This window comes from Rhodoferax sp. (assembly GCF_018780565.1).
In the GTDB taxonomy this organism is placed as follows: domain Bacteria; phylum Pseudomonadota; class Gammaproteobacteria; order Burkholderiales; family Burkholderiaceae_C; genus Rhodoferax.
The window spans coordinates 162070-179269 of record NZ_JADMJN010000008.1; the positions used below are offsets into that span (position 1 = coordinate 162070).

At 60.9% G+C, this 17200-nt stretch carries 16 protein-coding genes and 1 pseudogene; 10 read left to right on the top strand and 7 right to left on the bottom strand.

Annotation, left to right across the window (positions count from 1 at the left end):
• The first annotated feature begins 13 nt into the window (after window positions 1–13).
• The gene (gene minD / locus IV109_RS12555; RefSeq protein ID WP_296696907.1) at window positions 14–829 is read left to right on the top strand and encodes a septum site-determining protein MinD; all 816 of its coding nucleotides are present in this window, start codon (window positions 14–16) and stop codon (window positions 827–829) included.
• A gap of 4 nt (window positions 830–833) precedes the next feature.
• Window positions 834–1094 (top strand): cell division topological specificity factor MinE, encoded by a 261-nt coding sequence (gene minE, locus IV109_RS12560; protein ID WP_296696909.1) that lies wholly within the window; start codon window positions 834–836, stop codon window positions 1092–1094.
• A gap of 24 nt (window positions 1095–1118) precedes the next feature.
• Here minE and IV109_RS12565 read toward each other — a convergent pair whose 3' ends face one another.
• Window positions 1119–1883 carry a DeoR/GlpR family DNA-binding transcription regulator gene (locus IV109_RS12565; RefSeq protein ID WP_296696911.1) on the bottom strand — a complete coding sequence of 255 codons (765 nt, stop codon included), beginning with the start codon at window positions 1881–1883 and terminating at the stop codon, window positions 1119–1121.
• A gap of 231 nt (window positions 1884–2114) precedes the next feature.
• On the opposite strand from IV109_RS12565, the gene IV109_RS12570 reads away from it, so the two are divergent.
• Window positions 2115–7331, top strand: coding sequence for an AAA family ATPase (locus IV109_RS12570; RefSeq protein ID WP_296696913.1), 5217 nt, complete (start codon window positions 2115–2117; stop codon window positions 7329–7331).
• Window positions 7332–7362: 31 nt separating this feature from the next.
• On the opposite strand, the gene IV109_RS12575 is transcribed toward IV109_RS12570, so the two are convergent.
• Window positions 7363–9603, bottom strand: coding sequence for a heavy metal translocating P-type ATPase (locus IV109_RS12575; RefSeq protein ID WP_296696920.1), 2241 nt, complete (start codon window positions 9601–9603; stop codon window positions 7363–7365).
• Window positions 9604–9694: 91 nt separating this feature from the next.
• Here IV109_RS12575 and IV109_RS12580 point away from each other — a divergent pair, with 91 nt between their 5' ends.
• The 5 genes and pseudogenes from IV109_RS12580 (at window position 9695) to IV109_RS12600 (ending at window position 12399) form a co-directional block, all read left to right on the top strand.
• Window positions 9695–9892: a heavy-metal-associated domain-containing protein gene (locus IV109_RS12580; RefSeq protein ID WP_296696923.1), complete on the top strand. Its 198-nt coding sequence runs from the start codon at window positions 9695–9697 to the stop codon at window positions 9890–9892.
• Between the two features lie 59 nt (window positions 9893–9951).
• Window positions 9952–10629 (top strand): Crp/Fnr family transcriptional regulator, encoded by a 678-nt coding sequence (locus IV109_RS12585; RefSeq protein ID WP_296696925.1) that lies wholly within the window; start codon window positions 9952–9954, stop codon window positions 10627–10629.
• Window positions 10630–10685: 56 nt separating this feature from the next.
• Window positions 10686–10763: pseudogene (locus IV109_RS12590) on the top strand (ParA family protein); the annotation flags it as partial.
• 20 nt (window positions 10764–10783) lie between these two features.
• Entirely contained in the window at window positions 10784–11791 is a 1008-nt protein-coding gene (gene pip, locus IV109_RS12595) for a prolyl aminopeptidase (RefSeq protein ID WP_296696927.1), read from the top strand.
• Complete coding sequence (locus IV109_RS12600; RefSeq protein WP_296696929.1) at window positions 11788–12399, top strand: glutathione S-transferase; 612 nt, start codon at window positions 11788–11790, stop codon at window positions 12397–12399. The genes pip and IV109_RS12600 overlap by 4 nt, the downstream gene beginning before the upstream one ends.
• A 5-nt stretch (window positions 12400–12404) precedes the next feature.
• Here IV109_RS12600 and IV109_RS12605 read toward each other — a convergent pair whose 3' ends face one another.
• From IV109_RS12605 to thpR, 4 genes are all read right to left on the bottom strand, one after another.
• Window positions 12405–12887 carry a 2,4'-dihydroxyacetophenone dioxygenase family protein gene (locus IV109_RS12605; protein ID WP_296696931.1) on the bottom strand — a complete coding sequence of 161 codons (483 nt, stop codon included), beginning with the start codon at window positions 12885–12887 and terminating at the stop codon, window positions 12405–12407.
• 85 nt (window positions 12888–12972) lie between these two features.
• Entirely contained in the window at window positions 12973–13788 is an 816-nt protein-coding gene (locus tag IV109_RS12610) for a LuxR family transcriptional regulator (RefSeq protein WP_296696933.1), read from the bottom strand.
• 70 nt (window positions 13789–13858) lie between these two features.
• Window positions 13859–14035, bottom strand: coding sequence for a hypothetical protein (locus tag IV109_RS12615; protein ID WP_296696936.1), 177 nt, complete (start codon window positions 14033–14035; stop codon window positions 13859–13861).
• Between the two features lie 34 nt (window positions 14036–14069).
• Window positions 14070–14600 carry an RNA 2',3'-cyclic phosphodiesterase gene (gene thpR, locus IV109_RS12620; protein WP_296696938.1) on the bottom strand — a complete coding sequence of 177 codons (531 nt, stop codon included), beginning with the start codon at window positions 14598–14600 and terminating at the stop codon, window positions 14070–14072.
• Between the two features lie 61 nt (window positions 14601–14661).
• Here thpR and IV109_RS12625 point away from each other — a divergent pair, with 61 nt between their 5' ends.
• Entirely contained in the window at window positions 14662–15840 is a 1179-nt protein-coding gene (locus IV109_RS12625) for a serine hydrolase domain-containing protein (RefSeq protein ID WP_296696940.1), read from the top strand.
• On the opposite strand, the gene IV109_RS12630 is transcribed toward IV109_RS12625, so the two are convergent.
• Complete coding sequence (locus tag IV109_RS12630) at window positions 15806–16147, bottom strand: hypothetical protein (protein ID WP_296696944.1); 342 nt, start codon at window positions 16145–16147, stop codon at window positions 15806–15808. The genes IV109_RS12625 and IV109_RS12630 overlap by 35 nt on opposite strands.
• Before the next feature lie 171 nt (window positions 16148–16318).
• Here IV109_RS12630 and IV109_RS12635 point away from each other — a divergent pair, with 171 nt between their 5' ends.
• A complete protein-coding gene (locus tag IV109_RS12635; protein ID WP_296696946.1) occupies window positions 16319–17170 on the top strand; it encodes a PA4780 family RIO1-like protein kinase in 852 nt (283 codons plus the stop codon).
• The last annotated feature ends 30 nt before the right edge of the window (window positions 17171–17200 follow it).

Here is a 17200-nt window from a genome sequence, read left to right on the forward strand (position 1 = left end):
AGACAAGTCAACCATGGCAAAAATCATTGTGGTTACCTCCGGCAAGGGCGGCGTGGGTAAAACAACCACCAGTGCCAGTTTTGCGACCGGTCTGGCCTTGCGCGGGCACAAAACTGCTGTTATCGATTTCGATGTGGGTCTGCGTAATCTGGACCTGATCATGGGTTGCGAACGCCGTGTGGTGTATGACCTGATCAATGTGATTCAAGGCGAAGCCAATTTGAACCAGGCACTGATCAAGGACAAGCAGTGTGACAACCTGTATGTGCTGGCTGCATCACAAACCCGCGATAAAGACGCTTTGTCACAAGACGGCGTAGAGAAGGTACTGACCGATCTCGCGGCAATGGATTTTGAATACATTGTGTGCGATTCGCCTGCCGGCATTGAAACCGGCGCCCTGATGGCCATGCACTTCGCTGATGAAGCTTTGGTGGTGACCAACCCCGAGGTGTCCTCGGTACGTGACTCGGATCGCATCCTGGGCATGTTGTCGAGCAAAACCAAACGTGCCATGGAAGGTTTGCCACCGATCACGGAGCATTTGCTCATCACCCGCTACAACCCAGCGCGTGTGAACCAGGGGCAGATGCTATCGCTGGAAGACATTCAGGACATCCTGCGCATCAAACTGATTGGTGTGATACCGGAGAGTGAATCGGTGCTGCAGGCGTCCAACCAGGGCGTGCCTGCGGTGCACATGCAGGGTAGTGATGTATCGGAAGCATACAAGGATGTGATTGACCGTTTCCTGGGAGAAGACAAACCCATGCGCTTCACCGAAGCCCCTAAACAAGGGCTCTTGAAACGACTGTTCGGGGGTAAATAAAGCCATGTCATTTCTCTCTTTCTTCATCGGTGAAAAAAAGAAGACGGCCAATGTTGCCAAAGAACGGCTGCAAATTATCCTGGCGCATGAGCGCAGTGGACGCAATGCGGCCGAACCAGATTACCTGCCTGCACTACAGCGCGAACTGGTGGCTGTCATCAGCAAATACATCAAGATCAATCCTGCCGACATCAAGGTGAACCTGGAGCGTCAGGACAACCTGGAAGTACTGGAAGTTAAGATCGAATTGCCGGAATTGCGCTAGAGCCAAGCTGTCAATGCGAGTGCATCAGCTCGCATAGTCACAGCGCACATTGGCCTGTTGCAGCAGCTCGGGAAACGGTGGTGGTGGTTCGGCATCGGTGAAAAGGCAATCAATTTGCGACAGCGTTGCAAGTTCGATCATTGCGGGACGATTGAACTTGCTCACATCCGTCGCCAGCCATACCTCGCGTGCCTGCGCAATGATGGTTTGAGCAACCTTCACCTCACGCAAATCAAAATCGCGCAGGGTTCCATCGGATTCAATGCCGGATACGCCAATCAAGGCAATGTCCACTTTGAACTGGCGAATGAAATCCACCGTCGCCTCACCCACGATGGCACGATCCCTTGAGCGCACCGAACCGCCGGCCACAATGACCTCGCAGGCGGCGTTGTCGCTCAGGATGCTGGCCACATTCAGGTTGTTGGTGATGACCCTCAATCCCTTGTGATGCATCAGAGCCTTGGCAATCGCTTCGGTGGTGGTACCGATGTTGAGAATCAATGAGCAGTCATTGGGTACCCTGGCCGCCACTGCGCGCGCGATCCGTGCCTTGCTTTCGGCATGGAGTGTTTTGCGCTGCTGATAACCAATATTTTCTATGGTTGAAGTCGGTACACGCACGCCACCGTGAAAGCGCGCCAACAGGCCTTCGTCGGCCAGGCGTTGAACATCACGGCGCACGGTTTGCAGGGTCACACCCAGCAGTTCGGCCAGTTGCTCAATCGAAACCGAGTTGTGCGCACGAACGGTATTGAGAAGTTTGATCTGGCGTGGATTGACGTTCACTGAGCGGAATAAGTAATGAGTCGAAGGGTGCCAGTTTAGAGCACTGCAACAGCGACCCTTTTCCAAGTCATTTTGTGACTCCCGGCCCAAGCATTCCGGCTTGAAGCCAAGATACAAAAAAGGTCGTGATTCATCGCATGTGAAACGCTATAGTGCGGGGTCTGAGGTCCTCGGCATGACTTCCGGTTTTGCCGATCGGCTCCTGTATGAGACGTGGAAAGGCGGCGACAAGTGACATCGCACAATGACAATCGACTGAGCGACCAGGCCCTGGTCGATGGATTGTCTTTGCACGAGGTCCTGTACCGCAGTAAAAAGACGCTCATCACCCGTGGCATTCTGTCTGGCAGCGGGCTGCGCGTGGTGTTCAAGCAAGCCCTGGGTAGCCAGGCGAGCCAGCGTGTGCAGCATGAGGCCAGCATCCTGCAGCGTCTGGCGCATATTCAAGGCGTGGTCCGGATCGCTCCTGTGCCAACCTCGGCCAACACCCTGGCCCTGCATGACTTCGGTGGCGTGGCGTTGAGTCAATGGTTGCAAGAGCACACCCTTGCTATTGCCGACGTCGTGGCACTGGGGCAAACGCTGGCGCAGGTGCTGGCCGAGGTGCACCGCGCCGGCATTCTTCACAAGGACATCAACCCGAGCAACATCCTGCTCAGTGGCCCGGAGCGGCGGCCGACCCTGATTGACTTCAACATCGCCAGCCAGGTGGCCGAAGAACTACCCGGTTTCACCCACCAGAACCAGATTGCCGGTACCTTGCGTTACATGGCGCCGGAGCAGACTGGACGTACCGGGCGTCCGGTGGACCAGCGCGCCGATCTTTACTCACTTGGTGTGATGCTGTACGAACTCACGATGGGTCATCCACCATTTGAAAGCGAGGATCTGCTGGATTTGATCCACGACCATCTGGTGCGCGTACCTGCCGAGCCATCACAGTCGCACGTGCCACCCATGCTTTCCCGCTTGATCATGCGCTTGCTGGAAAAAGAACCGGACCGGCGCTACCAAAGTGCCCAAGGCCTGGAACAGGACCTGGGCCTTCTGCAACAAGCACTGCGCAATGGCGACACAACACCTTTTCCCTTGGCCCGGCACGACTTTGCACAGCGTCTGTCGCCGCCTTCGCGCCCTGTCGGGCGCGACCCCGAAATCGCTGCTTTGCAACACGCCATCACCGAAGCCATGGCCGATCGGACGCGTTGTGTTCTGGTTGAAGGCATGCCAGGTGTTGGTAAAACAGCCCTCATCAATGAACTTAGGCCCCTTGTGGCTGCCCAGCGTGGCTGGTTTGTCTCGGGCAAGTTTGACCAGTATCGCCAGGATGCCCCGACGGCCACGGTTGAAGCCCTGCGTGCTTTGGGACGCCTGTTGTTGGCTGAACCTGAAGATCAGCTGGTGCTGCACCGCGCTCGCCTCCTTGACGGCCTGGGCAGCAACTCTGGTTTTGGTCCTGTGTTGTTACCGGAATTTGTGATGCTCCTGGGGCCACAACCGGGGGTTGAGGTCGTTGACCCGCGCGAAGCCGAGGTGCGACTGATTCAAACGACGCTGGACCTGCTGCGCAGCATCGCCACCCCCGAGCGACCGGTGGTGATGGTGCTGGATGACTTGCAATGGGCGCCCCATATCACGCTGCGTTTTCTTGACGCTTTGGTGAATGCCGCCGAAGGCATTGCGGGTCTGTTGCTGGTGGGTTCTTTTCGCGCCAATGAAGTGGATGCTGCTCACCCTCTGCATGCCCTGATGACGCGCTGGGGCCAACTCGGGCGGGCACCGGCGCAGCTCGCCCTACGCAATCTGGACGCTTCGGATGTCAGCACCCTGCTTGGGGAAATGCTGCGCTTGCCGCAGCCGCAGGCAGCCCGGCTGGCCGCGGCACTGCAGGAGCGTACCGAAGGCAACCCCTATGACACCGTTGAAATGGTCAATGCCTTGCGCCAGGACGGCCTGCTGACGCCGCGGGATGGCCTGTGGGACTGGGACGCCTCGGCCATTCACCAGTATGTGGGCAACGCCAGCCTGATGGACATCCTGCAACGGCGTATCGCTAGGCTTCCACCGCCGAGCCGCGATCTGCTCGAACTCATGGCCTGCCTGGGCGGTGAGTTGAGTCCAGGAGTTCTGAGTCTGGCCAGCGGCTTGAACGCCGATGAACTCGCGCTGCATTGGGTCCCGCCATTGGAGGATGGCTTGCTGGTGATCGAACAGGGGGAGAGCACGCTGCTGCGCTTTCGTCACGACCGGGTGCAGCAAACCGTGTTCGAGGGTATGGCGCCTGGCCGGCGTCGCCAGCAGCATTTGCGGCTGGCGCGCCAATTGGCCCAGCATTCGGAGTTCAGCCATATCGCTGCCGAACAGTATTTGCCGGTGGCCCATGTGTTGGTTGAGGAGACGGAGTGTCGCCATGTGGTGAGCCTGTTCCAGCAGGCTGCCGTACGTTCCCAGGTGCTGAACTATGCCGTGGCTGAGCGCTTTCTGGCGGCAGCCTTCAAACTGCTGCAGGCGCTGGAGAATCCATCGGACGCGGGCGTGCTGGCCGCTCTGGAAATCGCCCACCACGCGGCCCTCTACGGTCTGGGCCGGCTGGAGGAGTGCGATGCGGTCTACGCGGCCATCGTTGCTCGCAACATCAGCCTCATCGAACTGGCCGAACCGGCCGGCATACAGATGTACAGTCTGGCGAACCGCGGCTTGTATTTGCAGGCGCTTGCCCTGGGTCTGAAGCTTCTGGATGAGTTGGGTCTGAAAATGCCATCGGATCCAGGGCCAGCCATTGAAGCGGGTCTATACCGGCTGGAGCAATGGCTGCACACGGACCAGTGCCTGCTTGATTTCCAGCGGGCGGAAGTCAGCGATCCACTGGTTTTGGCTTGGGCCAAGCTGAGCATACAAACCGCCAATGCCGGCTACTTCTGTGACCCTGTGGTTTTCGCGTGGATCACTCTGGAGGCCACCCGCTTGTGGATTGAACACGGTCCTTGTCGCCAGCTGTTGATGAGTATTGGTTTGGTGCCTTTCCTGCTGGGTGGGCAACCGCAGAACTTCCGTGGTGCCTATCGGGTGGCCCGTCACCTCCTCGCTGTTGGTGAGGCGCGAGGCTACGAGCATGCGACGGCCATCACGCGCACGGTTCACGGCATTGCGGCCGGCCACTGGGTGGAGCCGATCGAAAACGTTGTTGTTGATCTGCACCAGGCACGGGAGCGCCTCGTTCGGGCGGGCGACTTTACCTTTGCGGCCTATACCTTCATCAGCTCCTCGCTGTTGTTCGACTGCGCACCCACCCTGGATGCCGCCGGGGCCGAAGTGGAGACGGGCTTGTCCATTGCCAAGCACATGGGCGACGCGGTGTTCAGGCAGCGCTATTTGCCACGCCGGCAACTGGTGCGCGCCATGCGTGGTGAAACCCGCATGCCGGGGGGCTTCAGTGACGACAGCTTTGAAGAGGGTATTTTTGCCCGGGAAGCCGTCACACCCGGCCCCATGGCCGTCGTGTACCACACGATGCGCATGATATCGGCAGCCATTTTTGACGACTCAAAGACATTGAGCCACCACGCGGCCCTTGCCATGTCACTGGGCGTGCGCACACCGGGCGCCTACCTTGTCGCGGTGACGCAGGTGCTTCAGGGGGTGGCGCTGGCCAACCAGGCGCGCACCCTCCCGCTGGAAGAGCGCGGCCCCCTGCTGGAAGAAATCGATGCGGATTGCCTGCCATGGTTGACCCTGCGCGCCGCCGATGCGCCTGTGAACTTCCTGCATTTGCAATTCTGGCTCCATGCCGAGCGCGCCTGGGCGGGTGGTGATATTCCCGGCGCGATGGCCAGTTTTGATGCGGCCATGGCCGCAGCCGCCGAAGTCACGCGTCCCTGGCATCGTGCATTGATCACCGAGCGTGCGGGTCTGCTCCATGCGGTTTTGGGCGCAGACCAGCGCGCACTGTCCCTGCTGACCCAGGCGTGTGCTCACTATGAAGCCTGGGGTGCTGCAGGCAAGGTGCGAGCGATGCAACGCGAACACCTGTTTTTGCGGACGGGCTCGGAGCTGCAGCGTGCCGAAGAAGGTGTGCGCAGCACCACCGGCACCAGCCTGAGCACCGATACCGTGGACATGCTGGCGGTGCTGCGCGCCTCGCAGGCCCTGAGTTCGGAGACCAGCCTGAGCCGCCTTACCGGGCGTCTGGGCCAGGTGATGGGCGCGATGACCGGCGCCAGTGCCGTCCATCTGGTGATCCAGCCCGAAGACCGTTCAGGCTGGTTCATGGCCGACTCCCTGGGTGCGGATGCCAGTCCGGTGCCGGTAGAGCAGGCTGGCAAACGCGGTGACCTGGCGCTCTCGGTGTTCCGTTATGTCCAACGCACTGGCGAAACCCTGCTACTGGACGATGCTACCCAGGACGATCGTTTCAACCGCGATCCTTATATTGCGGCATTGGCCCAGTGTTCCATCCTCTGCGCCCCGATCCTGAGCCACGGTGAGTTGCGCGCCATGCTGTTGCTGGAGAGCCGCCAGCGCCGTGGTGCCTTCAGTGCCGAGCGCCTGGATGCAGTCATGTTGATTGCCGGCCAGATGGCCGTGTCGCTGGACAACGCCTTGTTGTACGCCTCACTGGAGCAGCGGGTGCAGCAACGCACGGAGAAACTCGAACAGGCGCTGGAGCGTCTGGAGCGCACCAAGGACGAGCTGGTGCGCTCGGAGAAGCTCGCCGCCCTGGGCTCGCTGGTGGCGGGCGTCGCGCATGAACTCAACACCCCGATTGGCAATGGCCTGACGGTGGCCAGCTCGCTGGAATTCAAAACCACACGATTTGTGGCGTCAATGGCCAGCGGCTTGACGCGGTCCAATCTGGACCAGTTTGTGGCAGACACACAGTTTGCCTGCGATATCCTGGTGCGCAATTTGAGCCGGGCGGGAGAATTGATCAGCAGCTTCAAACAGGTCGCCGTAGACCAGACCAGTTCGCAGCGACGTCAGTTTGACCTGCAGGAGGTGGCGTCCGAAATTGTGCTCACCCTCAGTCCCACGATTCGCCATTGCGGCTGCGCGGTGGTCACGGATATCAGTCCGAATCTGACGCTCGACAGCTACCCCGGCCCGCTGGGACAGGTGCTGAGCAACCTGATCAGCAACGCCATGATCCATGGTTATAGCGACGGGCAAGGCGGGCTGATCGAAGTGCAGGCACGGGCTCAGGGGCAACAGGAGGTGGAGTTGCAGGTGCGCGACCATGGCCGGGGCGTGGAGCGTGTCAACCTGAAGCGCATCTTTGAGCCGTTCTACACCACCCGGCTGGGTCAGGGGGGCTCCGGTTTGGGGCTGCATATCGTGCACAACATCGTGACGGGGGTGCTGGGAGGCCAGATCGAGGTGCAAAGCACTCCGGGAGAGGGAACGGTGTTCACGCTCAGATTGCCACTTCGAGCACCGCAGGCGACCCTGTAACACCCGGTCGTCTCTGCTCGTATGGAGTGCACTATTTCCCTTTGGGTTTCCAGCGTTTGAGGAGCAGTGCATTGCTCATGACGCTGACGGAGCTCATGGCCATGGCGGCACCCGCCAGCACCGGGTTCAGGAAGCCCAGCGCCGCCAGAGGAATGCCCGCCACGTTGTAGGCAAAAGCCCAAAACAGGTTCTGCCGGATCTTGGCGACCGTGCGGTCGGAAATTTCCAGTGCCGCTGCCACCAGCAACGGGTCACCGCGCATCAGGGTGACGCCGGCAGCATGCATGGCGACATCCGTGCCGTTGCCCATGGCCATACCGACATCTGCGGCAGCCAGTGCCGGGGCGTCGTTCACGCCGTCGCCCACCATGGCCACCACATGGCCGCCTTGCTTCAAGGCCATCACGCGCGCGGCCTTGTCGCCGGGCAGCACTTCGGCCATCACTTCGCCCTCTTGCGGGCGCAGGCCCAGGCGGCGGGCCATGGCCTCGGCGGCACCCCGGTTGTCGCCGGAGATCATCACGGTCTTGATGCCGCGCGCCCGCAAGGCGGCCAGGGCTTCTTGGGCTCCGGGCTTGGGTTCGTCGCCAAAAGCCATCAAGGCACGCAGGGTCAGGCCCTGGCTGGTTCGCTCGGCCATGGCTGATACGGTTGAGCCCTGGGCTTGCAGCGCAGCGGCCTCTTTGGCCATGGCGCCGGTGTCGACCTTGAGTTCATCCATCCAGCGCAGGCTGCCGATCAGGAAACTGCGTACGCCAACCTCGCCTTCCGTGCCGCGGCCAGCCACGGCGCGCACGTTGTCAGGCGCCTCAAAGCGCAAACCCATCTCCTGGGCGCGACTGACCACAGCCCGCGCCAGCGGGTGCTCGCTGCCACTTTGAAGACTGGCGGCGATCCTCAGCATTTCGTCTTCTGCCATGCCGGGTGCGAGATGCAAGGCGCTCAGTTTGGGACGACCCACTGTCAGTGTGCCGGTTTTGTCAAACGCGACGACGTCGACCCTGTGCGCCAGCTCCAAGGCCTGTGCGTCCTTGATCAAAATGCCATGCTGTGCCGCCACGCCGGTGCCCGCCATGATGGCCACGGGCGTGGCGAGCCCGAGGGCGCACGGGCAGGCAATCACCAGCACCGCCACGGCATAAATCAGGGCCTGCTCAAAAGCGTGACCGGTGAGCCACCAGCTCAGCAGGGTGATCAGTGCAATCACCAGCACCACGGGCACGAATACGGCGCTGACCTGGTCCACCATGCGCTGGATCGGCGCCTTGGCGGCCTGGGCGTCTTCCACCAGGCGGATGATGCGTGAGAGCACGGTCTCGCTACCGACGGCACTCACTTGCATCACAACCCGGCCTTCGCCATTGATGGAGCCGCCTGTGAGTGTGGGTGCGGGATCGGTGCCGCCCTGCTTTTCCACCGGCAAGGGTTCGCCGGTGAGCATGGACTCGTCCACTTGGGTGTGCCCTTCCAGCAGGACGCCGTCCACCGGAAAGCGTTCACCGGGCTTGACCACCAGCCGGTCGCTCACCAGCACCTCCCCCACGGGCACATCCACTTCGCCATCGGGTCCGATCAGATGTGCCACATCCGGGCGAAGGGCATGCAGTGCGCGGATAGCCGACGTGGTCTGGCGCTTGGCCCGCACTTCCAGCCATTTGCCCAGCATCACCAGCGTGATCACCAGCGCCGAGCCTTCAAAGTACAGGTGCACCATGGCCCCCGGCTCGGCCGTCAGCCACAGCCACATCGACAAGGCCCAGCCCGCGGTGGTGCCGATGGACACCAGCAGATCCATGTTGCCGGTAAAGGCTTTCAGGGCATGCCAGCCGGCCTTGTAAAAATGGGCGCCCAGTATGAACTGCACCGGCGTGGCCAGCAGGAATTGCCAAAACGCAGGCAGCATCCAGTGCTTGCCCAGCAGATCGCCAAGCATCGGAATCACCAGGGGCGCAGACAAGGCCAGTCCCATGGCAATGGGGCCAAACCCGGCCCAGGGCGAGGCGTCCTCGGCCATCACGGCGGCATCGGCGGCGCGGGGTTCATACCCGGCGTCACGCACAGCACGACGCAAGCGGGCTTCCATCTGCTCGCCAGGGGTGAACACAATGCGCGCAGACTCCGTGGCCAGGTTGACCGTGGCATCCTGCACCCCGGGTACTTTCTTCAGGGCTTTTTCCACCCGCGCCACACAGGAGGCGCAGGTCATGCCGCCAACGCCGATGTCCAGGGTTGGTGGTGTCGATGGCGCCATGGGGTTGGTCACAGTATTCATGGTGTAGATCCTAATCTTTCCCATCATGACCCGGTCAAGCTATGCTATCTCTCAAATGTCTAGCGCGTTTTTTATATCCCGGAGTCTTTCCATGAATCAAACCTTTACCGTTACCGGCATGACTTGTGGCCATTGCGAAAAAGCCGTCACCCGCGCCATCAAGCAGCTTGATCCCCAGGCCGAGGTCACGATCGACCGCCCTGCCAACCGAGTGGATGTGCGGTCCGAGACGCCGCGTGAACTGTTGGCCAAAGCCATTGCCGAAGAAGGCTATGCCGTCGCCGCATGAATGCCGCTGCCCTGGACGATCTGGCCGGGCCGTGAATGGGGGCCAAGGCTATTTCTGACATGAATTCCAGCACTGATCCACGAGCGAAGTTCATTGCCCTCTACCCCGCTCTGGCCCAGGTCCAACCCTCCCTGGCCGAGCTGGGCGCCGCCTTGGCGCCGATGCAGGTGCCGGCGGGCGCCGTGCTGTTTAGCGAGAACGCGCCCTGTCAGGGCTTTCCGCTTGTGCTTGAGGGCGAAGTGAAGGTGTCGCGCAGTTCGGGTGACGGTCGCGCGCTGGAGTTGTACCGGGTGGTGCCGGGTGAGTTGTGTCTGGTGTCATCGGCTTGCCTGTTTCGCACGCAACCCATGTCGGCCCACGGCATGACCACCAAGGCCAGCACGCTGCTGTTGATACCCGCAGAGGTTTTCAGGCGCTGGCTGGAGACACCGGCTTTTCGCAATGAGGTGCTGGGCTTGTTCGCCGAACGCATGGCCGATCTCACCAGCCTGGTGGATGCCGTGGCTTTTCACAAACTCGATCAACGTCTTGCCGCCGCCCTGTTGGGTCATGGTCAGTTGCTGGCGGTTTCCCACCAGACGCTGGCCGATGAGCTGGGCACCGTGCGCGAAATGGTGACCCGGCTGCTGCGCCGTTTTGAGCGGGAAGGCTGGGTGAGCCTGGGTCGCGAGCAGATCCAGATTGTCAATGGGCCTGCCCTAAGGGCCTTGGCTGCCACCCTGGGCGCGGCGGCCTGACGAAATTTCATTGGCGCCTTTAAACTTGCCGGATTCCATTCTCAAGGGGCGTATCCGTGCTGCATGTGGTGTTCAATCAAAACGGTGGTGTGGGCAAGTCCACCATCACCTGCAATCTGGTGGCCAGCAGCGCTTTGCACGACAGTTTGCTGCAATGAGCGACCTGGTTGCTGCCGTGGCGGTCTACCCGCCGCTTGAGCCCTACCGTAGCGGCCGGCTGGCGGTGGATGCCCTGCACACTGTGTATTGGGAAGAGTGCGGCAACCCCCGGGGTGTGCCGGTGCTGTTCCTGCACGGTGGGCCAGGCGCCGGCCTCTCGCCCAGGCATCGGCAGTTATTCGACCCGGCGCACTACCGCATTGTGCTGTTTGATCAGCGTGGTGCTGGCCAGTCGACGCCGCTGGGCGAGTTCCGCCAGAACACCACACAGTTGCTGCTGCAGGACATTGAGCAATTGCGCACGATGTTGGACATAGAGGCGTGGCTGGTGTTTGGCGGGTCCTGGGGCTCCACACTGGCCCTGGCCTATGGTGAAGCACATCCCCAGCGGTGCACCGGTTTCATTTTGCGGGGCATTTTCTTGTGCACGCCGACCGAAATAGACTGGTTCATGAATGGCATTGGCTGGTTCTTTCCGCAGGAGCATGCCCGATTTGCAGCACCCATTCCCGAGCCGGAGCGCGGCGACCTGCTGCGGGCCTATGCCAGACGCCTGTTCAGCGACGATGCGTCGGAAAATCTGTTGGCGGCACGCGCATGGAGCCGTTACGAGGGCAGCTGTCTGCACCTGTTGCCGCAGCCGGAGATGGCGGATGAACTGGAGTCAGACCGGGTCGCTCTGGGCGTTGGTCGGCTGGAGGCCCACTACTTTCTGAACAAGGGCTTTCTGGACGAGGACCAGTTGATTCGCAACGTCGACCGCATTCGTCACTTGCCTGCTGTCATCATCCAGGGTCGTTACGACGTGGTATGCCCGCCGGCCTCCGCCTGGCGCTTGCACCAGGCCTGGCCACAAGCCACATTCCAGATGGTCGAAGGCGCTGGCCACGCCGCCTTCGAGCCCGGTATTGTTCGCGCTCTGGTGGCGGCCACCGAGCAATTCAAGCGCAGCGCCAGCCTGCAAGACCACATCCCGTTTATTCAACCCGAGGAAAACCCATGATCGAAATCCACCACCTGAATGAATCCCGCTCGCGTCGCATCACCTGGATGCTCGAGGAACTGGGCGAACCCTATGAGGTGATCAGTTACCAGCGTGATGCCAGGACGCGCCTGGCACCGCCAGAGCTCATGGCCATTCATCCCCTGGGCAAAGCACCTGTGTTGCGCGACAAGGATGAGCTGGTCATTGAGTCGGGCGCCATCATCGAATACCTGGTGCGCCAATATGGCAAAGGGCGCTTCGCCCCTGCGATGGGCACAGCGGACTACAACCGGTACATGCAATTTCTGCACTACGCCGAAGGGTCTGCCATGCTGCCTTTGATGCTCAAGCTCTACGTGGGTCGGCTGGGTGACGCGGGCGCACCGCTGCACCCCCGCATTGAAAGCGAGCTGCAGAATCACCTGGGCTACCTGGATCGGGAATTGAACCAGCGTGACTACTTCGTGGGCAACTCATTGACCGGCGCGGATGTGCAACTGTCCTTTGTGGCCCAGGTCGCACTTCGGGGCGCTGGCCGTGATGCCTACCCCAACCTGGGCCGCTTCGTTGACCTCATCGAAGCGCGCCCCGCCTATCAACGCGCCATCGCGCAAAGCGGGGCTTAAGCGGCTTAGATACCGATGACCTGGGGCCGTGGATGCCCGGCCTGCTCGCACAGGGCGAGGTAGGTGTCCAGAATGAACTGCGCATCCCACACGCTTTCGACATCGCCCTTGTCGTTGAGGTTCAGGTTGGCCCCGCGGATGGCGAACCAGGCCTCCGTGGTTTCGGTGTTGGTGGCGGGTACGTGGAAGGTGTGGATAGAACCGGCAGGCTCGAACAGATAAGAGCCGGCAACGTTCACTTCCGGATATTCCAGGTACTTCCAGGATCCGGAAAATGTGATTGCGAACACCTCGCCAGTGTGTTTGTGGCGCTGCAATGTGACGCCGGGTGCAAAGCGTGCGCGAACGACCCAAAGGCCGGCTTCCACATCGATTTGCAATACCTGGATATCCAGACCTTCCATGAAGGTCACAAAGGGCAAATCGGCTACGTTGCGCAGGTCAACCGTGGGAATACCGGGGATGGCGGTGGGGGGCATGGTGGTCATGTTCTGTCTCCGTGAAGTTAAAGTTGCTGGATCGGAAAGCACCTCTTTCCGACCGCGCAACCATAGACAGTGCGCCCTGGCGCGTCTATCGCGAAGATTCGCGATGCGCCACGATCAACTGCGCATGGGAGTGCACCCCCAACTTTTGCCGGATGCTGCGCAATTGGTGGTCCACCGTGGAAAATGAGCGGTTCAGGCTTCGGGCGATCTCCTTGTAGCTCAGTCCGGAGGCAGCCAAACTCGCCACCTTGACTTCGGCGGGCGTAAGCCGCGGCACGCCGGACGAGGCCCCGTCCTCCTCCTGCAGGGTCAGTCGTGAAGACGCCCGCAGGATCGGCCCCAGCACCTCGCGCGCCAGGCTGTCGAAACGCGCGTACTGCTCTGCATGCCAGTCGCAAGTCCGACCGATGTGGTCGATGCACAGCAGACCAAAGCGGTGCCCCTGGTGCTGCAAGGCCACTGCGATCTTGGACCGCGTGCCCACCGATAACAAGCTCTGGCGCAAATCATTGCGAAAAAGCTTCTCCTGCGAAATATCGGGAAAGACCACAGGGTGAGGAGACTGCCATAGCCGGATCACGGCCGGATCGCTGTTGCTGATACGCACACCTTGCAGAGAGGTCACGGCCATTTTTTTGCTGCGGGATTCGGCGTGAGCCGGCAGGTAGGTCAGGGCATTCGGGCTGCCCGTGCCACCATCCACGCGCTCTACATCGAAGGCATCGCGGATCCAGTCAGCCGACAATTGCCAGCAGGCTGGCGCATCATCAAGCTGAAGCAGCAGCCGTGCCGCCAACTCACGGCCAGTGGGCCAGCTGATGGCGTTTTTCCGGTCCAGCAACTGAACGCGCAGCTGCCTTTGCGTGGCGAGCAATTCGCAGGGGTCCAAAAATCCAGCCATGGGTCATCTCCCGACAAGGTCGTTCCATCACAGCCGCGCAGTGTACGAAATTCATCGACCGCAAGGCAACTCAGGCGCTCAGAGTGACCACATGACCCTGTTGGGGGTCCACACGACCGGCGCAGAGTTGTCCGATCAATGGCTGCGCAGCTTCGAACCCCTTGTGCTCCGTCACGCGCAGCCAGTCAGCTTCACGGGTGTGACGGATAAAGCGCAACTGCGCATGGCCGAAGCGCTGGTTAACCACGGCCGGTTCCGGCAAGCCGAATCGCCGCACATTTTCAGTGGTACCGGCGGATCACTTGATAGCGATGGCCTTTTTCCTGCACGGACACCACCAGCGCAAAATTGCTGACCGGCCAAACCACTGGCGCCGGTGCCATTGGCAGGATTGCACCGGCAGCACGCCGGGCCAATGTGATGTGGGGTTGATAGGGTCGTGTATCGACGGACAGATCCAGCCCGTGCAGTGTGTCGCCCAGTTGGTCGTACAGGGCGCGCAGGGCCGGTGGCACCTCGGACGCACAAAGTACCGCCAATCCGTGTTGCCAAAGTCCGGGCTGGTCCAGGATCAACTGGAACGGCTGGATGGGCACCGCGGCACGGGCCGCGATGCCGACCACACGATCGGCATCCACATGGCCGATGAAATGCAAGGTCACATGCCAGTCGGCCGGCGCGTAGCGCGCACAAGCCAAGGGCCAGATCCATTGACCTGCGTGCGTGATCAGTTGCTTGCGCACGCCCTCGTCGGGCCAAAGTGCCAGAAAAAGGCGTTGGTTTCGTGAGGCGGGGGCTGCACCGGGGTCCATGGTGCCATTTTAGAAGCCGCACCATAATGCTTTCCTGCCCCAATAACTAAGAGGAGACCCGATGTCCAGTGCCAACTTCGAACATCTGCATGCCGCCATGCGGTCCCAGGTTGACCAGCAATACCTTCCGGGTGTTTCATATGCGCTGTTGCGGGGCCGTGACGTCGTCGATCGATTCTGCTATGGCCATGCGGACCGGGAGGCTTCGATCCCCCTGCGCGAAGATCATATTTTTCGCATCTTCTCCAACACCAAGCTGATCACCAGCTGTGCTGCGTTGCTACTTTACGACGAGGGCAAGTTTGGACTCGATGATCCGATTGAGACCTACATCCCCGAGCTGCGCGACAGGCAGGTGTTGCGTTCCGGTGCCACGCGCATTGACGATACAGAACCTGCAAAAGGTCCGATCACGATCCGGCACTTGATGACCCACACGTCGGGGCTCTCCTACGGCATTTTTGATCCTGGAAGCGTCATGTTTCAGGCGTACAACCAGGCCGGCGTGCTCAACCCGACCCGCACACTGGCTGAGCAGATGACGGTGATCGGGACGCTTCCGCTCTCCTTTCATCCTGGAACTCAATGGCAGTATTCGGTAGCCACTGACGTTGTGGCACGGCTGGTGGAAGTTGTGTCGGGCGAGCGCTTTGGCGCCTTTCTTGCCCGGCGTATTTTCGGGCCGCTGGGCATGCACGACACCGACTTCTGGGTACCCCCCGAGAAGCGTGAGCGTTTCTGTGCCCTCTATGTCGGGGCGGATCTGCTGGATCCCATGAAGCCGGGACTGAGCCGGCTGGATTCGCGCCCGTACCCTGGTGCCTATCTGGCTAGGGTTCCTAACGAGGCTGGTGGTGGTGGTTTGGTGTCCACGCTGGACGATACGGTGAAATTTTTGCAGAGTCTGTTGCCAGGAGGCCCGAATCTGCTGAAGCCGCAGACCATGGCGCTGATGGGTCAGAACCAGTTGCCTGCGCACCTGAGCGTGCAATTTGCCAACATGCCGCCCATGACCTGGCGTGGTTTTGGTCTGGGGTCGGCGATTGCGATCGCCCCGGATCGTTCCGAACCTGCGAATGTGGTCAGCGAAGTGGGCTGGGGCGGACTGGCGGGCACTATCTGGTGGTACAACCCGCGCATGGGCATTGCCGCAGTGTTGATGACCCAGCGGCATATGGGATTTGGCAATCCCTATACATTTGTTTTCAAGAAAGAGGCCTACAAGGCATTGGGCTGTTGAACTGCTCGCGTTGCTCCATGTAGGGACGCGTACAGGCATACAGACTTGCGGTTTCCGTGAGCGGGTCGCCCATCTGCGCTTGCAGCAGTGTGGCGGACTCGCGCAAGGCGAAAGACTGTGATGCAGTGGCAAACCGCACCAACTCGCTGGCATAGAGCGGGTCGTTGTCGAAGCGGGCCGTATCTACCCACCAGCCCTGGATATTCATCAATCGTTTGAAATTGCCTTCTTCCAGCAATGAATTGCGGGGGGCATCGCTGGATGCAATTTCAATCTCCTGTGGTCTTTGTTCTGCAAGGCTAGTCATATGGATGGTTGTATTCAAATTGTGTTCGCATGAATCCGTAAGCCGTGGCACCGAATATACGCAGGCCAGAGAGGCGAAGACCTCACAGATAGGGGGGCAAAGCCGGCGATATTTGAAGAATGGACCTCAAATCATGGATTTGCGATCTCGCACCAGTGCAAAATGGTGTCCATGAAGACCCCCCAGAGACTGCAATCCTTGATCGAAGAGGGCCTGATCGACACGGTCGTGCGCCAGTTGATGAGCGGCAAGGAAGCCTTGGTGTATGTGGTGCGCTGCGGCGAGGAGACACGCTGTGCCAAGGTCTACAAGGAGGCCACGCACCGCAGCTTTCGTCAGGCGGTGGACTACACCGAGAACCGCAAAGTCAAGAACTCGCGCCAGGCTCGCGCCATGGCCAAGGGCACCCGCTTTGGTCGCGAGGCTCAGGAGGCGGCCTGGCAAAGCGCCGAGGTTGATGCTTTGTACCGCCTGGCAGATGCCGGCGTGCGCGTGCCCAAACCGTACAATTTTTGTGACGGTGTGCTGCTGATGGAACTGGTGACGGACGAGCACGGCGACGCCGCGCCAAGACTCAATGATGTGGTGTTCACGCCGGAGCAGGCCCGTGCGCACCACGCGACGCTTGTGACGCAAGTTGTGCGCATGCTGAGTGCTGCCGGGGTGGTTCATGGGGACCTGTCCGAATTCAACATTCTGCTGGGTGCAGATGGCCCGGTGATCATCGACTTGCCCCAGGCCGTGGATGCCGCTGGCAACAACCACGCCAAGCGCATGCTGCTGCGCGACGTAGATAACCTGCGCGGTTTTTTCGGCCGTTTTGCCCCCGAGTTGCTGAACACCGACTACGGCCATGAAATCTGGGACCTGTACCAGCGCGGCCTGTTGCACACCGAGGTGGTGCTGACGGGGCGCTTTGAGCGCCAACAAGGTGCGGTGGATGTCGGCGGCGTGATGCGCGAGATTCGCGACGCCAGTGCCGAGGACGCGGCGCGGCGCCTGCGCATGCAAACCGCCCGCTAAGGGTTGAGAGGGTCGGCTTGGTCGCGGCTT